General features: G+C 66.6%; 24 protein-coding genes and 1 pseudogene. 18 read left to right on the forward strand and 7 right to left on the reverse strand.

Going from position 1 to position 23,339, the window contains the following annotated elements:
- Positions 1-151 precede the first annotated feature (151 nt).
- From ACQI46_RS07130 to ACQI46_RS07185, 12 genes are all read left to right on the forward strand, one after another.
- The gene (locus ACQI46_RS07130) at positions 152-979 is read left to right on the forward strand and encodes an SDR family NAD(P)-dependent oxidoreductase (protein ID WP_427093278.1); all 828 of its coding nucleotides are present in this window, start codon (positions 152-154) and stop codon (positions 977-979) included.
- A complete protein-coding gene (locus ACQI46_RS07135; RefSeq protein ID WP_427093279.1) occupies positions 979-2,361 on the forward strand; it encodes an aromatic ring-hydroxylating oxygenase subunit alpha in 1,383 nt (460 codons plus the stop codon). The genes ACQI46_RS07130 and ACQI46_RS07135 overlap by 1 nt, the downstream gene beginning before the upstream one ends.
- Before the next feature lie 71 nt (positions 2,362-2,432).
- On the forward strand, positions 2,433-4,292 hold the full coding sequence (locus ACQI46_RS07140) for a flavin-containing monooxygenase (RefSeq protein ID WP_427093280.1): 1,860 nt from the start codon (positions 2,433-2,435) through the stop codon (positions 4,290-4,292).
- A complete protein-coding gene (locus ACQI46_RS07145; RefSeq protein WP_427093281.1) occupies positions 4,285-5,292 on the forward strand; it encodes an SDR family NAD(P)-dependent oxidoreductase in 1,008 nt (335 codons plus the stop codon). Before ACQI46_RS07140 ends, ACQI46_RS07145 begins: the two co-directional genes overlap by 8 nt.
- On the forward strand, positions 5,285-6,451 hold the full coding sequence (locus ACQI46_RS07150; protein WP_427093282.1) for a CaiB/BaiF CoA transferase family protein: 1,167 nt from the start codon (positions 5,285-5,287) through the stop codon (positions 6,449-6,451). The genes ACQI46_RS07145 and ACQI46_RS07150 overlap by 8 nt, the downstream gene beginning before the upstream one ends.
- 8 nt (positions 6,452-6,459) lie before the next feature.
- On the forward strand, positions 6,460-7,620 hold the full coding sequence (locus ACQI46_RS07155; RefSeq protein ID WP_427093283.1) for an acyl-CoA dehydrogenase family protein: 1,161 nt from the start codon (positions 6,460-6,462) through the stop codon (positions 7,618-7,620).
- Positions 7,617-8,534 (forward strand): acyl-CoA dehydrogenase family protein, encoded by a 918-nt coding sequence (locus tag ACQI46_RS07160; protein ID WP_427093284.1) that lies wholly within the window; start codon positions 7,617-7,619, stop codon positions 8,532-8,534. Before ACQI46_RS07155 ends, ACQI46_RS07160 begins: the two co-directional genes overlap by 4 nt.
- Positions 8,531-9,685, forward strand: a complete 1,155-nt coding sequence (locus ACQI46_RS07165; protein ID WP_427093285.1) for an acyl-CoA dehydrogenase family protein — start codon at positions 8,531-8,533, stop codon at positions 9,683-9,685. The genes ACQI46_RS07160 and ACQI46_RS07165 overlap by 4 nt, the downstream gene beginning before the upstream one ends.
- Positions 9,685-10,698 carry an acyl-CoA dehydrogenase family protein gene (locus ACQI46_RS07170; protein ID WP_427093286.1) on the forward strand — a complete coding sequence of 338 codons (1,014 nt, stop codon included), beginning with the start codon at positions 9,685-9,687 and terminating at the stop codon, positions 10,696-10,698. The genes ACQI46_RS07165 and ACQI46_RS07170 overlap by 1 nt, the downstream gene beginning before the upstream one ends.
- A gap of 2 nt (positions 10,699-10,700) precedes the next feature.
- Complete coding sequence (locus tag ACQI46_RS07175) at positions 10,701-12,416, forward strand: thiamine pyrophosphate-binding protein (protein ID WP_427093287.1); 1,716 nt, start codon at positions 10,701-10,703, stop codon at positions 12,414-12,416.
- Between the two features lie 39 nt (positions 12,417-12,455).
- Positions 12,456-13,880, forward strand: a complete 1,425-nt coding sequence (locus tag ACQI46_RS07180; protein ID WP_427093288.1) for an aldehyde dehydrogenase family protein — start codon at positions 12,456-12,458, stop codon at positions 13,878-13,880.
- A gap of 148 nt (positions 13,881-14,028) precedes the next feature.
- On the forward strand, positions 14,029-14,799 hold the full coding sequence (locus ACQI46_RS07185; RefSeq protein ID WP_427093289.1) for a VOC family protein: 771 nt from the start codon (positions 14,029-14,031) through the stop codon (positions 14,797-14,799).
- A gap of 3 nt (positions 14,800-14,802) precedes the next feature.
- Here the strand turns inward: ACQI46_RS07185 and ACQI46_RS07190 are convergent, their stop codons facing one another.
- The 4 genes from ACQI46_RS07190 to ACQI46_RS07205 form a co-directional block, all read right to left on the reverse strand.
- Positions 14,803-15,144 carry a DUF3140 domain-containing protein gene (locus tag ACQI46_RS07190; RefSeq protein WP_427093290.1) on the reverse strand — a complete coding sequence of 114 codons (342 nt, stop codon included), beginning with the start codon at positions 15,142-15,144 and terminating at the stop codon, positions 14,803-14,805.
- The gene (locus ACQI46_RS07195) at positions 15,141-15,353 is read right to left on the reverse strand and encodes a DUF2945 domain-containing protein (RefSeq protein WP_427093291.1); all 213 of its coding nucleotides are present in this window, start codon (positions 15,351-15,353) and stop codon (positions 15,141-15,143) included. Before ACQI46_RS07195 ends, ACQI46_RS07190 begins: the two co-directional genes overlap by 4 nt.
- Positions 15,354-15,427: 74 nt before the next feature.
- Positions 15,428-16,294 (reverse strand): cyclopropane mycolic acid synthase family methyltransferase, encoded by an 867-nt coding sequence (locus ACQI46_RS07200; RefSeq protein ID WP_427093292.1) that lies wholly within the window; start codon positions 16,292-16,294, stop codon positions 15,428-15,430.
- Between the two features lie 93 nt (positions 16,295-16,387).
- Positions 16,388-17,317, reverse strand: a complete 930-nt coding sequence (locus ACQI46_RS07205; protein WP_427093293.1) for a cyclopropane mycolic acid synthase family methyltransferase — start codon at positions 17,315-17,317, stop codon at positions 16,388-16,390.
- Positions 17,318-17,526: 209 nt separating this feature from the next.
- On the opposite strand from ACQI46_RS07205, the gene ACQI46_RS07210 reads away from it, so the two are divergent.
- Positions 17,527-18,261, forward strand: coding sequence for a 3-keto-5-aminohexanoate cleavage protein (locus tag ACQI46_RS07210; RefSeq protein ID WP_427093294.1), 735 nt, complete (start codon positions 17,527-17,529; stop codon positions 18,259-18,261).
- Here ACQI46_RS07210 and ACQI46_RS07215 read toward each other — a convergent pair.
- Complete coding sequence (locus tag ACQI46_RS07215) at positions 18,251-18,697, reverse strand: cupin domain-containing protein (RefSeq protein WP_427093295.1); 447 nt, start codon at positions 18,695-18,697, stop codon at positions 18,251-18,253. The two genes, ACQI46_RS07210 and ACQI46_RS07215, sit on opposite strands and share 11 nt — an antisense overlap.
- A gap of 25 nt (positions 18,698-18,722) precedes the next feature.
- On the opposite strand from ACQI46_RS07215, the gene ACQI46_RS07220 reads away from it, so the two are divergent.
- Both ACQI46_RS07220 and ACQI46_RS07225 read left to right on the forward strand, forming a co-directional pair.
- The gene (locus tag ACQI46_RS07220; protein WP_427093296.1) at positions 18,723-19,160 is read left to right on the forward strand and encodes a hypothetical protein; all 438 of its coding nucleotides are present in this window, start codon (positions 18,723-18,725) and stop codon (positions 19,158-19,160) included.
- On the forward strand, positions 19,157-19,753 hold the full coding sequence (locus ACQI46_RS07225) for a GNAT family N-acetyltransferase (RefSeq protein WP_427093581.1): 597 nt from the start codon (positions 19,157-19,159) through the stop codon (positions 19,751-19,753). The genes ACQI46_RS07220 and ACQI46_RS07225 overlap by 4 nt, the downstream gene beginning before the upstream one ends.
- A 6-nt stretch (positions 19,754-19,759) precedes the next feature.
- Here ACQI46_RS07225 and ACQI46_RS07230 read toward each other — a convergent pair whose 3' ends face one another.
- Positions 19,760-20,209 carry an Hsp20/alpha crystallin family protein gene (locus tag ACQI46_RS07230; protein WP_427093297.1) on the reverse strand — a complete coding sequence of 150 codons (450 nt, stop codon included), beginning with the start codon at positions 20,207-20,209 and terminating at the stop codon, positions 19,760-19,762.
- 408 nt (positions 20,210-20,617) lie between these two features.
- On the opposite strand from ACQI46_RS07230, the gene ACQI46_RS07235 reads away from it, so the two are divergent.
- The gene (locus ACQI46_RS07235; protein ID WP_427093298.1) at positions 20,618-21,304 is read left to right on the forward strand and encodes a GAF and ANTAR domain-containing protein; all 687 of its coding nucleotides are present in this window, start codon (positions 20,618-20,620) and stop codon (positions 21,302-21,304) included.
- A gap of 6 nt (positions 21,305-21,310) precedes the next feature.
- Here the strand turns inward: ACQI46_RS07235 and ACQI46_RS07240 are convergent, their stop codons facing one another.
- Positions 21,311-21,667, reverse strand: a complete 357-nt coding sequence (locus ACQI46_RS07240; RefSeq protein WP_427093299.1) for an Rv2640c family ArsR-like transcriptional regulator — start codon at positions 21,665-21,667, stop codon at positions 21,311-21,313.
- A gap of 100 nt (positions 21,668-21,767) precedes the next feature.
- Between ACQI46_RS07240 and ACQI46_RS07245 the strand changes: the two genes are divergently transcribed.
- Both ACQI46_RS07245 and arsB read left to right on the forward strand, forming a co-directional pair.
- Positions 21,768-22,202 carry an ArsI/CadI family heavy metal resistance metalloenzyme gene (locus tag ACQI46_RS07245; protein WP_427093300.1) on the forward strand — a complete coding sequence of 145 codons (435 nt, stop codon included), beginning with the start codon at positions 21,768-21,770 and terminating at the stop codon, positions 22,200-22,202.
- Positions 22,199-23,257, forward strand: a pseudogene (gene arsB, locus ACQI46_RS07250) (ACR3 family arsenite efflux transporter); the annotation flags it as partial. The gene ACQI46_RS07245 and the pseudogene arsB, both read left to right, overlap by 4 nt.
- Between the last annotated feature and the right edge of the window lie 82 nt (positions 23,258-23,339).

A 23,339-nucleotide genomic window follows, 5' to 3' on the forward strand; every position in this document is an offset into this window, starting at 1 on the left:
AGCAAGCGCAATTAGTCCAGACAATAGCCCCGCCGTGCCGGGCAAAGGTGGTCTTGACGCCCTGAAAGCGCTGCGGAATAGTGTTCTGCAATATGCAGAGCACCATTATTTGTCCGGACAAAGGTGTCAGGTGACGGGTCTGACGGTTTCCTTGAGTGACCGCATTGTCGTCGTTTCCGGCGCCGGTGGGGGCGGAATCGGCACCACGGTCACGCGCAAAGCCGCCGAAGCCGGCGCCACCGTCATCGCTGTGAGTCGGTCTGAGGAAAACCTGGACCGCCACGTCACGCCTCTGGCCGCCGACGGCTTGCCGGTCATCACGGTCGCCGCCGATGCATCCACCGACGACGGCATCGCCACCGTCCTGGAGGCGGTCCGCGCCGCGGACGGGGATCTCTACGGTCTGGTCAACATCGCCGGCGGTGCTGCCCCGGCCACCTGGATGCCGGCCACCCGAGTCAATCGTCAGGACTGGCGCGACCTGTTCACCGCGAACCTCGAGACCACGTTCTTCATGAGCCAGGCGATCAGCCGGGAGTTGTGCGAAGGCGGACTCAACGGATCCATCGTGTCCGTGTCCTCGATCAGCGGCATGAACACCGCGCCGTACCACATCGCCTACGGCACAGCGAAAGCCGCGATCGTCGCGATGACCCGCACCATGGCGGTCGAACTCGCCGAGTACGGAGTGCGGGTCAACGCCGTCGCTCCCGGGGTCACCGCCACCGCGGCCTCGGCCACCTACGTCGACGAGGACCCCGAACGTGACCGCACCGCGATCGCGATGGGCCGGCGCGGCACCCCCGAGGAACAGGCCAACGCCATCATGTTCCTGCTGTCGGATCTGTCCAGCTACATCACCGGGCAGACCCTGCTGGTCGACGGCGGCCTGAACCTCAAGTGGACCCACCTCGGGGCCGACAACACGTCGCTGTTTCTCGCCGACGATTCCTTCCGCGCAGCCATTAGGAGGAGCTGATGACCGACATCGAAGCCAAAGTCGAAGCCGCCGAAGAACTGTCGGAGTCCATGATCATCGGGGTCGACGCCTACATCTCCGAGGACTATGCCCGCGCCGAACGGGATCGGCTGTGGCGCAAGGTGTGGCAGCAGATCGGCCGCGTCGAGGAATTCAAAGAAGTCGGCAGCTATCTGACCTACGACATCCTCGACGACTCGATCCTGGTGGTGCGCACCGGCGGCGACGATGCGCACCCGACGTTCGCCGCCCACCACAACGTGTGCATGCACCGCGGCCGCCGCCTCGTCGACACTCCGGAAGGCGAGAAGAACGCTCGCGGACGTGCGCGCAAGTCGTTCGTCTGTGGGTTCCACGGCTGGACCTACGGTCTCGACGGCGCCTGCACCCACATCCGCGAGCAGGACGACTGGGCGGGCAAGCTCACGCCGCAGAACACCCATCTGGCGCCGGTCCAGGTCGACACCTGGGGCGGCTGGGTGTTCATCAACATGGATCCCGACTGCGAGTCGCTGGCCGACTACCTGTTTCCGGCCGCCAAGATCCTCGACCCGTTCGGCCTGGAGAACATGCGCTACAAGTGGCGCAAATGGCTGTACTTCGACTGCAATTGGAAGGTCGCGTTGGAGGCGTTCAACGAGACCTACCACGTGTTCACCACCCACCCGGAGTTCAACCAGTTCGGTGAGTTCAAGGGGTGGGCCAAGGCGCAGGGCAAGCACAGCAACATCGGCTACGACGCGCCGAAGGACATGGAAGCCACCAAGTCCAAGATCCGGCTGGGCACCGGCGCCGACCCGCGCATCTCCACCGCCCAGATGCAGATGTACACCTGGGAACAGACCAACGCCACCACCACCGAGACGCTGGTCAACGCCGCCAAGCGACTGGTCGACGAACTGCCCGAAGGCACTCCGCCGGACAAGGTGCTCGAACACTGGCTGGCCTCGGCTCGGCGCGACGACGAGGCCCGCGGTGTCGTCTGGCCGACCATCCCGCCCGACATCCTCGGCCAGGCCGGCACCGCATGGCAGGTCTTCCCGAACCTCCAGATCGGTCAGGGGCTGACCACCGCGCTGTGCTACAGCGCGCGTCCGCACCCCAGCTATGACCCCAACAAGTGCATCTTCGATGTGGCCACCCTCGAACTCTTCCCGAAAGGCGAAGAGCCCGAGACCGAATGGCAGTACACCCCGAAGGACTCACCGAACTGGCTGTCGGTGTTGCCGCAGGACTTCTCCAACATGGCAGCTGTCCAGCAGGGCATGAAGTCGGCCGGCTTCCCCGGTACCAAGCCCAACCCGTACCGGGAACGCAGCACCGTCAACCTGCACTACCAACTGTCCAAATACATGGGTGTGGGCGAGCCCCGCGAGCTCTGATCGCGATTTCGGCGTGATAACCGACGCTGAGCGTCGACAAGCACGCCGAAATCGCTGGTTGAAGGAGAAAAGTGACGACCACTGAGAACACCTGCGGGCCCACCGACACCCCGCAGGACATCGACATCGACGCGCTGCGCGAGAAGTACGCGCAGGAACGCGCCAAGCGGCTTCGGCCCGAAGGTGCCTCGCAGTATCTGGAACTGGAAGGCGACTTCGCCGAGTTCTACGAGGTCGACCCCTACACGACGGTGACCGAACGCGACCCGATCGTCGAAGACGCCGAAGTCGTGATCCTCGGCGGCGGATTCGCCGGACTGCTGGCCGGCGCATACCTGAAAAAGGCCGGTGTCACGGGGATTCGGGTCATCGAGATGGCCGGTGACTTCGGTGGGGTGTGGTACTGGAATCGCTTCCCAGGTATCCAGTGCGACAACGACGCGTATTGCTACATCCCGCTGCTCGAAGAACTCGACTTCATGCCGAGCAAGAAGTTCGCCGACGGCGCCGAGATCTTCCAGCACTGCCGCAACATCGGAAAGCACTTCGGTCTCTACGACGGCGCCCTGTTCTCCACCCAGGTCCGCGAACTGCACTGGGACGACGAGGCGCAGCGCTGGCGGATCAGCACCGATCGCGGTGACGAGATCCGGGCCCGGTTCGTGGTGATGGCGCAGGGCTCCTACAACCGGCCCAAGCTGCCCGGTATCCCGGGCATCAAGGACTACCGGGATGCTGGAGGACACGTATTCCACTCCGCGCGATGGGACTACGACTACACCGGCGGAAACGCCGACGGTGGGCTGCACAAGCTGGCGGACAAGCGGGTGGCGCTGGTCGGCACCGGCGCGACAGGCATCCAGCTGGTGCCTCACCTCGGCCGCGACGCCGAGCACCTCTTCGTCTTCCAGCGCACGCCGTCGTCCGTGGACGTCCGCCACAATGCGTCCACCGACCCGGAGTGGGTCAAGACGCTGCAGCCCGGGTGGCAGGAGGAGCGCAAGCGCAACTTCCACAACTGGTCGCCGTTCGTCGGCGTGGTGTTCGGCGAGCCGGACCTGGTGTGCGACTTCTGGACTGAGCTCGGACGCAACCTGACCGCGCGGATCGCCGCGCTCGAGGATCCCGCCTCGGTGACGGTCGAACAGATCATGGCCTTCCGGGAAGAGGAAGACTACAAGATCATGGAGCGGCTGCGGCGGCGCGTCGAAGCCGTCGTCGAGGATCCGGCGACAGCAGAAGCGCTCAAGCCGTACTACCGGTTCATGTGCAAGCGCCCGACATCGAGCGAGCATTACCTGGCCACGTTCAACCGGCCCAACGTCACCCTGGTCGACGTGTCGGAGTCCAAGGGCGTGGAACGGCTGACCGAGAAAGGGATCGTCGCCAACGGCGAGGAATACGAGGTCGATTGCGTCATCTTCGCGAGCGGATTCGAGATCTCGACCGAGATCAGCCGCCGCTACGCGATCGACCGCATCGTGGGCCGCGACGGGCTGTCGCTGTTCGACTACTGGCGCGACAGCTACAAGACTCTGCACGGCATGACCAGCCGTGGATTCCCGAACCAGTTCTTCATGGGCTTCATCCAGGGCGGGGTGTCGGCGAACACCACCGCGATGTTCGAGCAGCAGGCCAAACACATCGCCTACATCATCGCCGAGGCGCAGAACCGCGGAGCCACGACGGTCGAGCCCACGCAGGAGGGCCAGGACAGCTGGGTCGCCACCGTCCGGGAACTGGCCATCGACAACTCGGCATTCGAACTGTCCTGCACGCCAGGCTATTACAACAACGAAGGCCGCGGCGGCAACGAGGGCAACGGTGCGTTCCTCGGCGACTTCTACTCACCCGGCTTCTACGCGTTCGACGACCTGATCGCCGAATGGCGGGACAACGGCAACCTCGACGGCTTGGAGCTCCGTGGCTGACCTGCGTTTCGACGGCCGGGTAGCCGTTGTCACCGGCGGCGGCCGCGGCCTGGGGCGTGCCTACGCGCTGCTGTTGGCCGCACACGGCGCCCGAGTCGTCGTCAACGACCCCGGTGGGGCGCTCGACGGCGCCGACACCGACGAGGGGCCCGCTCACGACGTCGTCCGCGAGATTACCGACGCCGGCGGCCAGGCGGTGGCGAGCACCGCCTCGGTTGCCACTGCCGAGGGCGGGCGAGCGATCATCGACACCGCCGTCGAGCACTACGGCGGCGTCGACGTGCTGGTGCACAACGCCGGCATCGTGCGACGGGCCGCGTTGCGCGACATGTCCGACGACGATTTCGAAGCCGTGCTCGACGTGCACCTGCGCGGCGCATTCCATGTTCTGCGGCCGGCTTTCGGCCTGATGTGCGACGCCGGGTACGGCCGGATCGTGCTGACGTCGTCGATCGGCGGGCTCTACGGCAACCACGAGGTGGCCAACTACGCGGTAGCCAAAGCCGGCGTCATCGGCCTGTCGAACGTCGCCGCGATGGAGGGCGCCGCGCACAACGTCACCAGCAACGTCATCGTTCCCGCCGCGGTGACCCGGATGGCCGCGGGCATCGACACGTCGGCCTACCCGCCCATGGGTCCCGAACTCGTCGCGCCCGTCGTCGGCTACCTCGCCCACGAAACCTGTGCTGTGACAGGGGAGATGTTCATCGCTCTCGCGGGCCGGGTCGCCACCGCAGCGGTCGTCGAATCACCGGGCGTGTACCAGCCGTCCTGGACGATGACCGACGTCGCCGCACACCTTGACGCGATCCGCGACCGCTCCGAACCGGTGACGTTCCCGGTCGTGCCCGACGGGCACAACGACCACATCCGGTACAGCTTCGCGATGGCGACCCGCGCGACCAGCAGTCAGACACCGATGAGCGCTCGCGCGAAGAGCAGTCAGACACCGATGAGCGCTCGCGCGAAGAGCAGTCAGACGGGGGCTGCGCATGCCTGACACCGGCCCGCTGGCGGGCATCCGCGTCGTCGACCTCACCGCGATGGTGATGGGCCCGTACTGCACCCAGATCATGGCCGACATGGGCGCCGACGTCATCAAAGTGGAACCGCCCGAAGGCGACAACACCCGCTTCATCTCGGTCGGACCGACGACGGGGATGTCCGGGGTGTTCGTCAACGTCAACCGTGGTAAGCGCAGCGTGGTGCTGGACCTTCGTTCCGACGAAGGCCAAGCCGCCCTGCGCGCGCTGATCGAACGCGCCGACGTCTTCATCCACTCGATGCGAGCCAAGGCGATCGCGAAGCTCGGCCTCAGCTACGCCGACGTCGCCGCGCTCAACCCCGCCATCGTCTACACCAACTGCTACGGCTACGGTCGCCGCGGCCCGGAACGGGACCGCCCCGCCTACGACGACACCATCCAGGCCGAGTGCGGTCTGCCGGCCGTGCAGCAGCAGCTGACCGGTGAGGCCGACTACGTCGGCACCATCATGGCCGACAAGGTGGCCGGCCTGACCGCCCTGTACGCCACCACGATGGCGCTGTTCCACCGCGAACGTACCGGTGAGGGACAGGAAGTCGAGGTCGCCATGTTCGAGACGATGGCGTCCTTCATGCTGGTCGAACATGCCAATGGCGCCATGTTCGACCCCCCTCTCGGTCCGGCCGTGTACCCGAGGACCGTGGCGCCCAACCGGCGGCCGTACCGCACCAAAGACGGCTACATCGCGGCGCTGATCTACAACGACAAACATTGGAACGCCTTCGTCGCCGCGGTCGAACCGCCCTGGGCCACCGACATATACGCCACCTTGGAATCCCGCGCCAACCAGATCGACACGGTGTACGGGCTGGTGGCGCAGACCCTGGCCGAACGCACCACCGACGAATGGCTGGCATTGTTCCGCGACCTGGAAATCCCGGCCGCGCCGCTGAACACCCCGGACGCTCTGTTCGACGACCCGCACCTGCAGGCGGTCGGGCTGTTCGAAACCGTCGATACGCCACACGGTCCCGTGAAATTCCCCGGGGTGCCGACGTGGTTCTCGCGCACACCGGGCAAGGTCCGCGGCCCGGCGCCCGAATTGGGCGCCGACACCGCCGCGGTGCTCGACGAACTCGGCCTGGGTGCGGCCGACGCGGTCGGGTCGAGTTAGGGATGGCGATGGACTTCGAGATGGGAAAGCGCGCCGCAGATCTGCGGCGCGATCTGCGCGCGCTGGTCGCCGAGCAGGTGCCCGAACACTTCCTGGGTGCGTTCACCGACGACCCCGCGGATCTCGAGACGGCACAACGGTTCTGCCGCACACTGGCCGAACGCAACCTGCTGTGCCTGGCGTGGCCGGAGGAGTTCGGTGGCGGCGGCGCGTCGGTGTGGGAACAGACCGCGGTGCGCGAGGAGATGTGGGCGCACCACGAGCCGCGCGGCGCGCAGTACATGGGCGTGAACTGGGTGGGGCCGATCATCATGCGTCACGGCACCGCCGAGCAGCAGCGCAAGCATCTGCCGCCGATCGCCGCCGGAGAGGTGATCTGGTGTCAGGGCTTCTCCGAACCCGAAGCCGGATCGGACTTGGCGTCGCTGCGGACCACGGCCCGCCCCGCTGAGGACGGCGACGGCTGGCTGGTCAGCGGGCAGAAGATCTGGACGTCCTACGCGACGATGGCGCAGTGGTGTTTCCTGTTGTCGCGCACGTCGCGGGGCGAGCGCAAACAACAGGGCTTGACCATCTTCCTCGTGCCGATGGACGATCCGGCGATCACCGTGCGGCCGATCGACTGCATGATGGGGCCACACCACCTCAACGAGGTGTTCTTCGATGATCTGCGTGTCACCGAGGCCGACGTCCTCGGTGAGGTCGACCAGGGATGGTCGATCGTGCAGGACGTGATGGCCTTCGAACGCGTGGGGATCGCGCGCTACGCACGCTGCGAACGCCTGCTCGCCGCCGCGCCGGACGTGCTCGGCGAGCGCTGGGACACGCTGCCCGACGAGCTGCGTGGTCGGTGGATCCGCATGCTCACCCACTGCCGACGGGCCCGGCTGCTGGCCTACCGCATCGTCGCTGCGCAGAGCAGTGGCCGAGTCAACCCGGGGGATGCGGCGGCCTACCGCATCGCGGTCACCAAGCTCGACCAGGACAGCGCCGAGGTGCTGATGGACATTGCCGCCGAAGTCGAACACGACGACCCGAAGGCAGCCTGGTTCCTCGGTGAGGTCGACGATCACTGGCGCTATTCGCAGGCCTCGACCGTGTCCTCGGGAAGTATTGAGATGCAACGCATTCTGTTGTCGCGAGCGCTGTTGAAGGGAACCGCTCGATGATCCTCGACCTCAGCGACGATGCGCTGGAGTACGGCCGGCAGGCCCGACAGGCCTTCGGCGCGGCAGGCGGCGACGAGCTGGTGATCCGGGCCGAGGCCGAAGCGGAAACCCGCGAAGCCGTGGCCACGGCCGTCCTCGACGGACTCGGTGCCTGGGACCTCGAACCGCGCACCGACCCGGACGGACTGGAAGCAGCTGCCGCGCTGTGCCGCAGCGCCGGATACTGGGCGGTGCCCTACCCGCTGGCCGAGCGGCTGGCCGCACCCACGGATCTCGACGTGGACGGTCTGGTGGTCGTCGGTGGTGCGCGGCCCGCCGCCACCCTGGCGGGCCTGACGTCCCGCTGGGCCGCCGTCACCGTCGACGGACACCGCTCCCACGTCACCGGCCGGGGAGTCGCACAACCGGGCTTCGTCACCGAACTCGAGTTGTCCCCGCTGGATTCGTCGGGTGCCGGTGACGTCGCCCTGGCGCTGGTCCTGCCGTGCTGGACCTTGCTGGGCATGCTCGACCGTGCCGTGGAGCTCACCGTCGCGCATGTCAACCTGCGCAAGCAGTTCGGCCAGCCCCTGGCATCCTTTCAGGGGGTGCAGTTCCAGCTCACCGACGCGGAGGTGGAACGCAACGGGCTCGACATCCTGGCAAAGCACGCGTTGTGGAGCGTCGCGTCGGGCCACAACGATGCCGCCACCGATGCGCTCGCACTGCGCATGGCGGCGCTCGAAGCCGCCGACGTGGTGTTCCGGGTCTGCCACCAGCTGCACGGTGCCGTGGGTTTCTGTGACGAGACGACGCTGTCGTGGCTGTCGCGCTACAGTCAGCCGCTGCGGCGCCTGCCGTTCGGGCTGTCGGCGACCCGAAAGTTGTTGACCGACAGTGCCGGTCGACGCGGTCTGGCCGGGCTGTACGCATGACCGCACTCGACGACTTCCGCGGGGAGGTCCGCGCCTGGTGTCGCGAACACGTCCCGTCCGACTGGCGTCGCACCCAGACCGGGGTCGGCGAGGACGAGTTCGTCCGCTTCCAGAAGTGGTGGTTCGCGGAGCTGCACAGTGCCGGGTATGCGGTGCCGCACTGGCCGGCCGAATGGGGCGGTGGCCTGTCGGTGGAGCAGCAGGTGGTCCTGTACCAGGAGCTGGCCGCCCACGACGCGCCCCGGCTGGTGCTGGCGTTCGTCGGCATCCACCATGCCGCATCGACCCTGCTGGTCGCCGGCACCGACGAACAACGCCGACAGCACCTGCCGGCGATCCTCGACGGCCAGATCTGGGTGCAGGGCTTCTCCGAACCGGAAGCCGGGTCGGACCTGGCCGCACTGCGCACCACGGCGCGGCGAGTCGGCGACGAGTTCCTCGTGAACGGTCAGAAGCTCTGGGCCAGTGGGGGACTGCACGCCGACTGGTGCCTGCTGTTGGCCCGCACGGATCCTGACGCGCCGAAACGGAAAGGCATCTCGTACTTCCTGCTCGACATGACCACTCCGGGTATCGAGGTGCGCCCCATCCGCAACGCGGTCGGCGACTCGCACTTCTGCGAGATCTTCCTAGACGACGTGCGCATCCCCGCCGCGAACCTGATCGGCGCCGAGAACCATGGCTGGCAGGTCGCGCAGGAGACGCTGGGCGCCGAGCGCGGCATGACCATGCTCGAGCTGGCCGAGCGGCTGGGCAATGCGGGCTTCCGCTGGTTGGTCGAGTCCGCACCGGTCGACGATCCTCTTGTCGCCGACCGCCTGGCCGGGTTCGAGGCCGAGATCGCCGGTCTACGCGGCCTGTGCCGCCGGCTGGTCGAACACGGCGCCCGAGGCCCTGCGGACGCGTCGATCGTGAAGCTCTACTACAGCGAACTGCTCCAGCGGCTCACCGACTTCGGCGCCGAGATCGGTGGGCCGGCCGCCCACACGGTGCTGGGCAAGCCGCTGTCCAGCGGCTGGGAATCGGGGTCCTGGGTGCTGGACTTCGTCGGCTCCTGGGAGTGGACCATCCCCGGCGGCGCCAGCGAGATCCAGCGCACCATCATCGCCGAACGCGGGTTGGGCCTGCCGCGAGAACCGAGTGTGGCGTGATGACCGACGACTTCGCGGAATTCCATGACGAACTACGTTCGGTCGCAGCCGATCTGCTGGCCAAAGACCGTGACGTCGACTGGCCCGTCCTGGTCGACGCCGGCTGGGCCGGCCTCGAGGTGCCCGACCGGCTCGGTGGCGCCGGTGCCGGTTTCCGGGAGACAGCCGTGCTGCTCGACCAGATCGGACGCGCCGCGGCCGGCACTCGCTATCTCGGCGGCGCGGTCCTGCCGATCGGCGTGCTCAACAGTCTGCCGGGCGACGACACCATCGACGAACTGCGCACCGCACTGGCCGCCGGCACCACGAAGCTGGCCGTGGCGATCGGGGACTTCACGTTCGACGGCGGCCGGCTGAGCGGTCACGCCGAGTTCGTGCCGGACGCCGCCGACGCCGATCAGCTCCTCGTGTGCACCGACCGGGGCGTGGTGCTGGCCCGTGCCGCCGATCTGACGGTGCGCCCTCAACCCGTCGTCGACGAGACCCGCCGACTGGCGACCGTCGACGCCGACGCCGCGCCCGCTGAGGAACTGGCGGGGGACCCGACCGCGACCGAGGTGGTACAGCAGCGCGCCGCCGTCGCGATCGCGTGCGACAGCCTCGGGCTGGCGCAGCAGATGCTCACGGCCACCGTCGATTACGTCCAGGTCCGACAACAGTTCGGTCGACCCATCGGCTCGTTCCAAGCAGTCAAGCACGCCTGTGCCGACATGCTCGTCGGCATCGAGGTGTCGCGCCAGCTCGTCACCGACGCGGTCGCGGCGATCGCCGACGAGCACGACGCCGCGGTCGCCGCGGCCATGGCCAAGTCCCACGTCTGCTCGGTGGCCGTCAGCGTCGCCGGAAAGGCCATGCAGCTGCACGGCGGCATCGGCTACACCTGGGAAAGCGGCATCCACGCCTACCTCAAACGCGCCACGCTGAACCGGGCACTGTTCGGTTCTGTTGCCGCGCACCGCAAAACCATCGCTTCTCGTTACGTTCTGAGCTCGCCCCGACCGAAAGGCATATGACCATGGGTGTTCCCGTCTACAAGCGGATCCTGGACCTCTTCGAGGCCGAGGGTGTGAACACGCTGTTCGGCATCCCCGACCCCAACTTCGTCCACATGTTCGCCGAGGCCGAGGCTCGCGGCTGGTCGGTCGTCGCACCGCACCACGAGCTGTCCGCCGGCTTCATGGCCGAAGCCGCGTCGCGGATGACCGGAAAGCCCGGCCTGTGCATCGGGACGCTCGGACCCGGTATGGCCAACATGGCCGGCGCGATCCAGTGTGCGCTCGTCGAGAACTCACCGGTGATCTTCCTCGGCGGGCAGCGGGCCCGCGTCACGGAACGCCGGGTGCGCCGCGGTCGCATCCAATTCGTCCAGCAGGAACCGCTTTTCGAGGCGTCCGTCAAGTTCAGCAGCTCGATCGAGTACGCCGACCAGACCGACGAGATCATTCACGAGGCGATCCGCCGCGCCATGTCGGGCACCCCCGGTCCGGCCTATGTCGAGTTCCCGTCCCACGTCATCCTCGAAGAACTCAACGTCGGTGACGCCCCACCACCGTCGGCCTACCGGCTGGTCAACCAGGGCGCGGGTGCGCCGGAGGTGGCGCGCGCCGTCGAGCTGATCCGTCAAGCCAAGAGCCCGGTCCTGTTGGTGGGCCACGGTGTTCACACGTCGCGAACCCAGGAGCAGGTCAGGGAACTGGCCGAGCTGATGGCCTGCCCGGTGATCCAGACCTCCGGCGGCACCTCCTTCATCCCGGGTCTGCAGGACCGCACGTTCCCGTACCTATTCTCGCCGGCCGCCAACGAAGCCGTCGAAGAATCCGACCTGTGCGTGGCGCTGGGCACCGAACTCGGTGAGCCCATGCACTACGGCCGCACGCAGCACTGGGCCGCGGGCGACGCCAACCGCAAGTGGATCTACGTCGAGCAGGATCCCACCGCCATCGGCGTCAACCGGTCGTTCGACGTACCGCTGGTCGGCGACCTGCGCGGCGTGGTGCCGCAGCTGGTCGAGGCGCTGCGGGACACACCGCGCACCCCGTCGCCCAATCTGGACAAGCTGATCAAGGACGACGCCGCAGAGCTGGCCCGGGTGGCCGAGGAGGCGCCCAGCGGCCGCACCCCGATCCACCCGGCCCGCTACGTCGTCGAGGCCACCAAGGCCTTCGACGAGTACGCACGCGACGGCATCATGGTCCGCGACGGCGGCGCCACGGTGATCTTCCAGTGGACCTACTCGCAGACCAAGCCGCGCGACGTGATCTGGAACCAGAACTTCGGTCACCTGGGCACCGGCCTGCCCTATGCCGTCGGCGCCTCGGTCGCCGAAGGCCGCAAACGGCCGGTCATGCTGCTCACCAGCGACTCGGCGTTCCTGTTCCACGTCGCCGAACTCGAGACCGCGGCCCGCGAGAACCTGCCCCTGGTCTGCGTCGTGGGCGTCGACCACCAGTGGGGCCTCGAAGTCGGTGTCTACAAGCGGACTTTCGAGCAGCCGTCGCCGCAGCCGGGTGTGCACTGGAGCAAGGACGTCCGCATGGACAAGATCGCCGAGGGCTTCGGCTGCCACGGCGAGTACGTCGAGAAGGACGAGGAGATCGGCCCGGCGATCCAGCGGGCCTTCGCCAGCGGCAAGACCGCCGTGGTGCACGTCTGCATCGACCCGAAAGCAAACTCTGAAGAGATGCCCAAGTACGACCGCTTCCGCACCTGGTATGCAGAAGGTACCCAGTAGAAGCGTGGACAACAGGGAGCTCAGGAAAGGCGGCGCACCATGCGTGAGTATCTGAACCATTTCATCGACGGCCAATGGGTCGAACCGGTTCGCCCCAACGCCCTGGAGGTCGACAACCCGACCACCGAACAGGTGTCCGGCAAGATCGCGCTGGGTTCCTCGGCGGACGTCGACCTCGCCGTCACCGCGGCGCGGCGCGCATTCCAATCCTGGTCGCAGAGTTCCCGCGAGGAGCGCCTCGACCTGCTCGGCGCGATCATGGGCGAGTACCAGAAGCGTTCCGGCGACCTGGCCGACGCGGTCTCCGAAGAGATGGGTGCGCCGCCGTCGCTGGCGTCCGGCCCACAGGTCAACCTCGGCATGGGGCACCTGGCGACCGCGATCGACGTGCTGAAGAACTTCCAGTTCGAAGAGCAGCACGGCAGCACGCTGGTGGTGCGGGAACCGATCGGCGTGTGCGGGCTGATCACGCCCTGGAACTGGCCGCTCAACCAGATCGCCTGCAAGGTGTTTCCGGCGCTGGCCACCGGCTGCACCATGGTGCTCAAGCCGTCGGAGGTCGCGCCGTACTCGGCGCAGATCTTCACCGAGATCCTCGAGGCCGCCGGCGTCCCGGCCGGCGTCTACAACCTCGTCTACGGTGACGGACCGGGTGTCGGGGTGCCGCTGTCGAGTCATCCCGACGTCGACATGGTGTCGTTCACCGGTTCCACCCGCGCCGGCGTCGAGGTCGCCCGCAACGCCGCGCCGACGGTCAAGCGTGTCACGCAGGAGCTCGGCGGCAAGAGCCCGAACATCGTGCTCGACGACGACGAATTCGCCAAGAGCGTCGCCGCCGGCACTTCGGTGATGATGATGAACAGCGGCCAGAGCTGCAACGCACCGTCACGGATGCTGGTGCCCAATTCGCGGATGGACGAAGCCATCGCGGTGGCCAAGGAGACCGCCGCGGCGGTCAAGGTCGGCGACCCGTCGGACAAGACCGCGATCGGACCCGTCGCGTCCCGCGCGCAGTTCGAGAAGATCCAGGGTCTGATCCAGAAGGGCATCGACGAAGGCGCCACCCTGGTGATCGGTGGCCCGGGCCGCCCGGACGGCCTCGACACCGGTTACTACGTCAAGCCCACGGTCTTCGCCAACGTCACCAACGACATGACGATCGCGCGCGAGGAGATCTTCGGGCCGGTGCTGTGCATCCTCGGATACGACGACCTCGACGAGGCCGTGGAGATCGGCAACGACACCGAGTACGGGCTGGCCGGCTACGTCTCGGGGGCGGATCTGGAGAAGGCGCGCGCGGTGGCGCGTCGCATCCGGGCCGGGTCGGTCGCGATCAACCACGGCTTCGACATGGCTGCACCGTTCGGTGGTTACAAGCGCTCCGGCAACGGGCGCGAGTGGGGCCCGTTCGCGTTCGACGAGTTCCTCGAGGTGAAGGCCGCCCTGGGGTACGCCCCGGCGTGATCGTCCCCTCCTGACCCCGAGCAGACGCCAACACCCCCTCTCGGGACGCAAAATGGGGGAGTTGGCGTCTGCTCGCGGCCCTTCGATGAGTTCCGGAGGTGAGGATGGTCTACCCATCGACCACCCCCGAACCCGCGAGGAGACCCTCATGCCCGTCCGCACCACCGCCCCCGTCGGCGCTCCCATCTGGATCGACCTGGGCACCTCCGATCTCGAGAAGGCACAGCAGTTCTACGGCGCGATCTTCGGATGGACGTTCGAGTCGGCCGGTCCCGAGTACGGCGGCTACGTCAACGCATTCCGCGACGGACGCCCGGTCGCAGGCCTGATGGCCAACGACCCGCAGTGGAACGCCCCGGACGGCTGGACCACCTATCTGCACACGACCGACATCGCCGCGACCGTCGAGAAGGCCACCGCCGCCGGCGGCACCAACTGCATGGCACCGATGGAAGTCCCGGGCAAGGGCTGGATGGCGATCGTCACCGACCCCGCCGACGCCGCCTTCGGACTCTGGCAGCCCACCGGGCACCGCGGCTACGAACTGGTCAACGAGCACGGCGCGCCGACCTACTTCCAGCTGACCACCACCAACTACGCGGGCGCGCTCGACTTCTACCGGACGGTGTTCGACTGGAAGACCGAGGTCGAATCCGACACCGCCGAATTCCGTTACAGCACAGCGTCATTCGACGGTGAGGCGCTCCTGGGCGTGATGGACGGTTCGGTCCTTCCTTGGGAGGCCCCCTCGGTGTGGACCGTCTTCCTCACGTCCGACGACGTCGACAAGACCGTGCAACTCGTCACCGAGAACGGCGGCAGCGTCGTGCGCCCCGCCGAGGACACCCCGTACGGACGCCTGGCCGCCCTGGCCGACCCGACGGGCGCCCAGTTCAACCTGTCGTCGGTTCAGTCCTGAACTTCAGGACTTCTTGAGCGGATCGTGTCCCCAGTTCATCAGTGAGTACCGCCAGTCACTGTTCTGGACATCGCCGGACGGCCCTTGGGCGAGGTGACGCCGGACGTAGCCGATGACCTTGCGCATGTGCGTGTAGTCGTCGTCGGACAGGTCAGATTTGTTGGTACGCAAGATGTCGATGATCCGCCGGCCGCTGCGGTGGCCGGTGGACTCGGCGCCCTCGGAGGACTTCTGGCCGACGGACTGCGACTCCTCGGACTTCAGCCACTTCTCGATCTCGGCGGCGGTCATGTTGACCGCGTCGCGGAAGTCGTCGTAAGTCTGGCTCTGCTCGGAGTCGCTCACGACTTCTTCAGCGCCTCGGGCTTGTGCACGGCATCATTACCGCTCTTGTCGCTGCGCACACGGTACTGCGGTTCGTCCTCGGACGCCCGCACGGTTCGACCGGCGGCCTCGGTGTCGGAAGTGATCTTCTCTTCGACCGTGCCCTCGGCCGTGCTGCCGTGACTCTGCCAGGTGACCTTGTCGCCTTTGGAGAATTTCTGTTCACTCATGCCCCACGGGTACCCGCCGGCACCGGGGTGACGCGGCATCGGTCGCGCCGCGTCACCGCCCGGTAAGGAGCGGGTCAGGCCTTGACGAGGGTGAACTGGCCGAGTTCGCTGATGCCGCGCTTGAAGAAGTCGCTGCAACCGGTCAGGTATTTCATGTAGCGCTGGTAGACCTCTTCGGACGTCGCGGCGACCGCGGCATCGTGATTGGCCTCGAGCGCTTCAGCCCACGTGTCGAGGGTGCGCACGTAGTGCTCGTTGAGCATCTGCTTCTGCTCGACGGTGAAGCCGGCCTCGGCGGACAGATTGACGATGTTCTCCTCGCCGGGCACCGACCCGCCGGGGAAGATCTCCTTGGCGATGAACCGCATGAACTTCAGGTCGGTCATCGTGATCGGAATGCCCATCTCCGGCCACTTCTTCAGCGGATGGCCGAGGATCGCCTGGATGACGAACCGGCCTCCGCTGGGCAGCACACTGCTGCACATCTTGAAGAACGGGCCGTACCGCTCCTGCGGAAACGCCTCGATGGCCTCCAGGCTGATGATGCGGTCGACCGGCTCGTCGAACTGCTCCCAGCCGCACAGCAGGATCCGGCGGGCCCGCTCGGTCGGCAACCCGTCGAGCAACTCCTGGGCGTACTTGCGCTGGTTCCTGCTCAGCGTCAGCCCGACGACGTTGACGTCGTGCTTCTCGATGGCCCGTTTCAGCACCGAACCCCACCCGCAACCGATGTCGAGAAGCGTCATCCCCGGTTCGAGCTTCAGCTTCTGCAACGCCAGGTCGATCTTGGCCATCTGCGCTTCGCCGAGGGACATGTCGTCGCGCTCGTAGTAGGCACAGCTGTAGGTGCGGGAGGGGTCCTGGAACAGGCCGAAGAAGTCATCGGAGAGGTCGTAGTGCGCCTGGACCTCCTCGAAAGGGGGCTTCATCTCCTCAGCCATGCTGTTGGCCAACCTCCATCCGGGGCGGCGGACTCGAGTTCCGCACGTTTTGGGCTCACGCGTGCCCACAACGTACTACACGGAGGTCAGTCCTTATTTGGCGCAGGTGAATTGAGCGACGTCGGTGTAGCCGTCCCGGAACAGGTCCGCGCATCCGGTGAGGTAGTGGCGGAACCGCTCGTAGATTTCCTCGGACGTGATCGCGATGGCCTCGTCCTTCTTGGCTTCCAGGTTTGCCGCCCAGGTGTCCAGCGTCTTGACGTAATGGGGTTGCAGGTGCTGTTCCTGGGTGATCGTGTAGCCGGCCTTGACCGCGTGGTCGCGGACCATCGACGCCAGCGGCAGGCGGCCACCGGGATAGATGTAATCCATGATGAACTTGATGAACCGCACGTTGGACATGGTCAGCGGCAGTCCCTTGGCTTTGATCTCCTCGTCCTCCGGGATGATGATCGTGTGCAGCAACATCACCCCGTCATCGGGTAGCCAGCTGTGGGTCTTCTTGAAGTAGTCGTCGTACTTGTTGAAGCCGAAGTGCTCGAACGCGCCGATCGACACGATCCGGTCGACGCGGCCCTCGAACTCCTCCCACGGCTGTAGACGCACTTCCATACTGCGATTGCTGGTGGAGTTGGCGAACCAGTGGTTCTCGATGTGTTCCTTCTGGTTCTCCGACAGCGTCAGGCCGATGACGTTGACGTCGTACTTCTCCACCGCGCGCATGATGGTGGCGCCCCAGCCGCAGCCGATGTCGAGCAGGGTCATGCCCGGCTGCAGTCCCAGCTTGCCCAGCGACAGATCGATCTTCGCCATCTGGGCCTGCTCGAGGGTGTAGTCGTCCTTCTCGAAGTAAGCGCAGCTGTACACCTGGTTCGGGTCCTGCCACAGCTTGAAGAAGTCGTTGGAGATGTCGTAGTGGAATTGGACCTCGTCCTTGTCCGAGCCGCGCGTCTGCGACGCCGACTTCGACAACCACTTGGACTGTGCGGTGGCTCCCGGCTGTTCGCCCGAGGACTTCGTCATTGAGATCATCCTGTCTGCGATACGCGTGGTAGCGCGCCCCCGGGCACGCCTGTTGTCCCTTACCCCGACTGCCGGAACGAGAAACCGCATCACAGCAGGCCGGTTGACCGCGAACGGGCGGCTGTTGCGACCATACCGGGCACGTCGCTGTCGCGGCAGAGGCTTTCGGCGGGTCGCGCGGTTGTGTACCCAAGTCCAGGATGAGAGCCATGAACGAGACGCGGGTTGCGAAGATCTACCTGGAGGCGTGCATCAACGGTGTGCGGGGTCCCGAGCAGCATCCCGCGCTGCCGGTGACCCCGGACCAGCTGGCAGCGGACGCCGTCGCTGCCCACCGGGCCGGCGCGCAAGCGGTGCACATGCACCCCAAGGACGCCGAAGGCGCCGACTCGCTGCTGCCCGCCGACGTCGACGCGGCCGTCGCCGCGGTGCGTGCCGCCGCACCCGGGTTGCCGCTGGGGGTGACGACCGGATTCTGGGCCCTGCCGGACCCGCAGCAGCGCATCCGCGCGATCGAGAGCTGGACTGTGCTGCCGGATTTCGCGTCGCTGAACTGGCACGAGCCCGGCTCGCCCGAGCTGGCCGAGGTGCTGCTGAGCCGCGGCGTCGGCGTCGAGGCCGGCATCTTCCACGCTGAGGCAGCCCGGGCCTGGGCGGCGTCCGATGTGGCTGCGCACTGCCTGCGGGTGATGGTCGAGTTGGGGCCGGACGCCGACACTGCGGCGGCTGACGAACTGATCGAAGTGATCGCAACGGCCGACTCGCCGGCGCCGGTTCTGTTGCACGGACTCGACCGCAGCTGCTGGCCGCTGCTGGAGCATGCCGGCCTTCTGGGCGTGCAGACCCGCATCGGGTTGGAGGACACGCTGCTGATGCCCGACGGATCGCCGGCCCCCGGCAACGCCGCACTGGTCGCCGCGGCTGTGGACCTGCTCAGTCGGTAGGAGCGCCGAGGGCGAAGTCGGCGAAGTCGAAACCGGGCACGACGACGCAGCTGACCAGACACGGCTCGTCGCCGCGTGGCCGCGCGCGTTGCCAGTGCCCGGGCGGCACCAGGAACTGCGGCGTTTCCCCGGCGGCGATGTCAGCCCCGACGAGATGAGCGGTGGCGCTGTGCTGTTCGGCGCCGACCTCGAGAATCAGCGGCCCGCCGCGATGGAAGAGCCATAACTCAGCGCTGCGGACGGTGTGCCATGCCGACTGCTGGCCGGGCATGAGCAGGAAGAGGATGGCGGTCCCGGCCGTGCGCGGTCCGGTGTAGTCCGGCGGCAGCGAGGACTGCGGGATCGTCAGGTCGCTTCGCCACGTCTCCCGGTACCAGCCGCCTTCGGGGTGGGGAGCCAGATCGAGCCGACGCGCCCATTCGGGGAGATCGCTCATCGGCTCACCCTATTAGTATCTGCCCATGGCTCGCGCGCGTCCGGGATGGTTCGTCGCGCTGTGCGCGTTGGTCGTGGCAGTCAGTGCGTGGCTGCCTTGGTTGCGGTCGTCGGCCGACGGTGGGGGACGGGCGAACGCGATCGGTGGGGTCGCCGGCGCCATGCCGGTGCCTCCGCCCGGTTTCGGTGTCGGCCAACTGATCGTGCTGTTGTCGGCGCTGCTGCTGGTGGCTGGGGCGATGTCGGCTCGGGATATTTCCGCCAGGCTGGCTTCCTCAGTGGCACTGGCGATTTCGCTGGTGATGATGGCGCTCGCGGCGTGGTTCTATCGGCTGTACGTGTATCCGCCGGTCTCGGCTGCATACGGGCTCTATGTGGCAGGGGCGCTGGCGTCGGTGGCGGCGTTGCTGTCGGTCTGGGCAATGTTGGCGGCGTGGCGCGGCGGCAGGGCGACGCCGTCGTGACGGGTTTCGTGGACCCGGTGTCGTTGGTCGGCGAGCGTTGGGTGTCGCTCGAAGCTCTTACCTCCGAGCATGTTCCGGAGATCGAGGCAGTGGCCGCCGACGGTGAGTTGGGCCGGTTGTGGTTCACCCGCGCGCCGCAACCCGGCGGTGCACGCGAGTGGGTGGACGCGCGACTGGAAGTGCAGAGCCCGTCGACCGGCCTGACGTTCGTGGTGCGTGGTAGAGACGGCACGTTGGTCGGGTCGTCGAGCTATATGAATGTCGACCCGACCAATCGCAGGCTCGAGATCGGCAACACGTGGTATGCGGCGTCAGCCCGGCGAACCGGCGTCAACACCGAAACCAAGCTGTTGATGCTGGGTCACGCGTTCAGCGTATTAGGTTGTGTAGCTGTCGAATTCCGTACGCACCACCTGAACTCGACCAGTCGCGCCGCCATCGAGCGACTCGGCGCAAAGCTCGACGGGATCCTACGGAGTCATCAGCTGATGCCCGACGGCTCTCGGCGCGACACGGTCGTCTATTCGGTTCTCGACATCGAGTGGCCGGCTGTGCGGTCCAACCTGCTGCACAGGCTGGACCGCAAGAGCTGACCGCAGTTATTCGGCGTCGACGGTGGTGGGTTCGATGGAGGTCTGCGCACCGGCGTGGCTGACCTCGATCTTGCGCGGCTTGGCCTTCTCGGCGACCGGGATGGTCACCGTCAGCACACCGTTCTCGTAGGTCGCACTGATCGCCGCGGTGTCGATGCCCTCACCGAGGGAGAGCTGACGACGGTAGCTGCCGAAGAATCGTTCGTTGGCCAGCCACTGCGCGGACTCTTCCGACCGTGCGGTGCGGTGCGCTGAGATGGTCAGCGTGCCGTTGTCGACGTTGACGTCGACCGAGCCGGGATCGATGCCGGGTAGGTCGGCGGTCAATACGTAGTGGTCACCGACCTTGCAGAGATCCATCGGCATGAAACGCGGGGCGCGGCTTGATCCGGTCTGGCTGGTCAGCAGTCCCCGGGTCAAAGCATCAAGGTCACTGAACGGATCAAAGCGGAGCACAGCAATCCACCTCCTCATATCACTCAGGCCCGCCACCCCGGCGGGCAGCTAAATCACTGTGCACCGGCGATATTAGCACTCAACCCTCGAGAGTGCTAACAACTTTTTCGGAAATTTTTCCGATCCGGCACATCCGCCAGAGCGGCGCGACCGGTGTGGTGTGCGAACTCCGACGTGCGTCGAAAAGCTTGGGCGGTACCACGTTTGGTGCGATGCGCCTTGACCCGGAGGAGGCGTCGTCGCGACCGAGACGGGAGGGGCGGCCCCGTCGGCTTCCCTTCTGAACCGACGAGACCTGAACAGGATCGGCGGTCGACCGACGGTCCTGTCTCGACGCTGCATTACCACCACATTGGGGCCGCAAACACCGCTTCGGTGTACGGTCCCGAGGATGGGGTTTTGGGAATCATGAGCGGCGAGACGAATCATGACCTGGCCAGGCGGATGGCCGAGCTGGCGCGGACGGTGGCTACTCCACGCAAGGTCGATGACGTTTTGTCCGATGTCACCGCCGAAGCCATGAATCTGATTCCGGGGGTCGCCGCAGCCGGTGTCCTGCTCGTCGGTCGTGACGGGGGTTTCCAATCGCTGGCCGGGACGTCGGAACTGCCGCACAAACTCGACGAGTTGCAGATGAAGCACCGCGAAGGACCCTGTCTGGACGCGGCGACCCACGAGCTCGTGGTCCGGGCTGATGACTTCCGCACCGAGGTGCGGTGGCCGATGTACTCGCCGGAGGCCGTCGAGCTCGGCGTGCTGAGTTCGCTGTCGTTCAAGCTCTACACCAGTTCGCGCACGGCCGGCGCGTTGAATCTTTTTGCCACCGAGGCCAACGCATTCGACTCCGAGGACGAGGCGATCGGCACCGTACTTGCCGCCCACGCCGCGGCCGCCATCATGGCCAGTCGCAACACCGAGCAGCTCGAGTCGGCGTTGATCACCAGGGACCGCATCGGCCAGGCCAAGGGCATCATCATGGAGCGCTACAAGGTCACCGATGTCGCCGCGTTCGACATGCTGCGCAAGCTCTCGCAGGACAGCAACGTGAGATTGGCCGAAGTTGCCCAGCGGGTCATCGAAACCGCGGACGGCTAGCTCGTTTCAGCTGCAGCAGGCGGGGTCGAGCACCCGGCACAGCGCCGTCAACGCCTCTCTGTTGGCAATGTGGTGCACGCTCATCCCCTGGCGGTGCGATGTGAGGAACCCGGCTGTGCGCAGCTGACCCAGGTGATGGCTGACCGTGGATTCCGACAGGTTCACTTCGGCGGCGAGGGACCCGGTCGTGCACGGTTCGTCGGCGGTGAAGAGCAGTGACATCAACTTCACCCGCACCGGGTCGGCGAGTGCCTTGAGGCGCATCGCGACCTCGAGTGCCGCCCCATCGTCCGTCGGGCCGGCGGCGACCGGCGCGCAGCACACCGGCTCCGACATGTCGATGGTCGGCAATGTCTTCGGCACGCCGTCCATCATGGCGACCCTATTGACATAAGTCAAAGAGGTCAGGTAGACCAGTGCGGTCGGCATTTCGGCATATGTCTCACACCTTGGAGGTGTTCCCATGTCTCGTGCTCAGTTGGCCCTCAACGTCGATGATCTCGATGCCTCGATCGCGTTCTACACGGCGCTGCTGGGTATCGGGCCTGCCAAGATCAAGCCCGGTTACGCCAACTTCGCGGTTTCCGAGCCGCCGCTCAAGCTGGTCCTGATCGAGAATCCCGGCAAGGGCGGAACGCTCAATCACCTTGGCGTGGAAGTCGATTCCAGCGAAACCGTGCACTCTGAGATCGCGCGACTCGCCGGCGCCGGTCTCTTCACCGAGGAAGAGATGAACACCACCTGCTGCTTCGCCACCCAGGACAAGGTCTGGGTCACCGCACCCGACGGCGAGAAGTGGGAGGTGTACACGAAGCTGGCTGACGCCGAGTCATTCGAGGCGTCCGCTCCCGGCCGGGACGCGTGCGCGTGCGACAGCGGTTCCGAGGTCGCTGGGTGACCACCTCGGCGCCGGCCGACCACCCGCGCGTCGTCGGCACGCTCTCCGCGTTGGACCGCCTCCTGCCGCTGTGGATCGGGATCGCTATGGCCGCCGGCCTGCTGCTGGGCCGTGCCGTCCCCGGTCTCGACCAGGCTTTGAGTGCGGTTCAGATCGACGGAATTTCCCTGCCGATCGCTCTTGGGCTGCTGGTCATGATGTACCCGGTGCTGGCGAAAGTCCGGTACGACCGGCTCGACACCGTGACCGGCGATCGCAAGCTCATGGCGGCGTCGCTGGCACTCAACTGGATCGTCGGCCCGGCGCTGATGTTCGCGCTGGCGTGGCTTCTTCTGCCTGATCTCCCCGAATATCGCACCGGCCTGATCATCGTCGGTCTGGCCAGGTGCATCGCCATGGTCATCATCTGGAACGACCTCGCGTGCGGCGATCGCGAGGCAGCCGCCGTGCTGGTCGCGCTGAACTCCGTGTTCCAGGTAATCATGTTCGCCGCGCTCGGGTGGTTCTACCTGTCGGTGCTGCCCGGTTGGCTGGGCCTGCCGCAGAGTTCGATCAGCGTCTCGCCCGGGCAGATCGCCAAGTCGGTGCTGATCTTCCTCGGCCTGCCGCTGGTGCTGGGATACCTGTCGCGCCGGATCGGGGAGCGCGCCAAAGGCCGCGACTGGTACGAACAGCGGTTCCTGCCGAGGGTCGGTCCGTGGGCGTTGTATGGGCTGTTGTTCACCATCGTGATCCTGTTCGCGCTCCAGGGCGCTCAGATCACGTCCCAGCCGATGGACGTCGCGCGAATCGCCGTTCCGTTGCTCATCTACTTCGCGGTGATGTGGGGGAGCGGATATGCGCTCGGTGCGATGCTCGGTATCGGCTACCGACGCACCACGACGTTGGCGTTCACCGCTGCCGGCAACAACTTCGAACTCGCCATCGCCGTCGCGATTGCCACGTTCGGCGCGACCTCGGGCCAAGCGCTGGCCGGCGTCGTCGGCCCACTCATCGAAGTGCCTGTGCTCGTCGGTCTGGTCTATGTCTCGCTGGCGCTGCGTCGTCGGTTCGCGAAATGATGCCGAGCCCGGCCGCACACGCGTCCACTCATGCGGTCGGACGGTAGCGTTCTGCCTCGCAGGCATAGGCGTCCGT

It is taken from the genome of Mycobacterium sp. SMC-4 (assembly GCF_050205565.1).
Taxonomy (GTDB): domain Bacteria; phylum Actinomycetota; class Actinomycetes; order Mycobacteriales; family Mycobacteriaceae; genus Mycobacterium.